This window comes from Paenibacillus sp. 203 (assembly GCF_037027525.1).
GTDB classification, from domain to species: domain Bacteria; phylum Bacillota; class Bacilli; order Paenibacillales; family Paenibacillaceae; genus Paenibacillus; species Paenibacillus polymyxa_B.
The window spans coordinates 1-655 of the sequence record NZ_JAXCHD010000042.1 but is presented as its reverse complement, the minus strand read 5'-3'; the positions used below and the strand labels follow the sequence as shown (position 1 = coordinate 655).

Here is a 655-nt window from a genome sequence, read left to right as displayed (position 1 = left end):
TAGCGGAGGGGTTCCACACGTACCCATCCCGAACACGACCGTTAAGCCCTCCAGCGCCGATGGTACTTGGACCGCAGGGTCCTGGGAGAGTAGGACGTCGCCAAGCGCAACCACTAAAGAAGAACTTCTTTGGTGGTTTATTATGGGCCCTTAGCTCAGCTGGTTAGAGCGCACCCCTGATAAGGGTGAGGTCGGTGGTTCGAGTCCACTAGGGCCCACCATATAACTTTATATTCCTTTTGGGGCTATAGCTCAGCTGGGAGAGCGCCTGCCTTGCACGCAGGAGGTCAGGGGTTCGATCCCCCTTGGCTCCACCAAAAAAACTGCATGAATACCATCTACTCAGTTGAGTTGGATCGATATTCACACAGGCTACAGTTTCGATGAAACTGTATTGCACCTTGAAAACTGGATACCGAAACGAAATTGCGTTTTAGAATATTCCTTTAAGCTGATCTTGTGTAAACAAGTGAATAAAGGTAGCTGCCTTGAATTTCATTCACACGTAAGTGTTGAGCCGAAATTCAGAGCAAATCGTATTTACGATGTAAATACTAGGTTAAGCTACAAAGAGCACACGGAGGATGCCTAGGCGCCAGGAGCCGACGAAGGACGTGGCGAACAACGATAAAGCCTCGGGGAGCTGTAAGCAAGC

Annotated in this window: 2 tRNA genes and 2 rRNA genes; all 4 read left to right on the top strand. The window is 49.6% G+C overall.

Annotated elements, in window-relative coordinates:
* Positions 1 to 106 (top strand): 5S ribosomal RNA (gene rrf, locus WA407_RS26255); the annotation flags it as partial.
* A gap of 38 nt (positions 107 to 144) precedes the next feature.
* Positions 145 to 221 (top strand) — tRNA-Ile (locus tag WA407_RS26250).
* 20 nt (positions 222 to 241) lie between these two features.
* Positions 242 to 317, top strand: a tRNA-Ala gene (locus tag WA407_RS26245).
* Positions 318 to 557: 240 nt separating this feature from the next.
* Positions 558 to 655: ribosomal RNA gene (locus WA407_RS26240) — 23S ribosomal RNA — on the top strand; the annotation flags it as partial.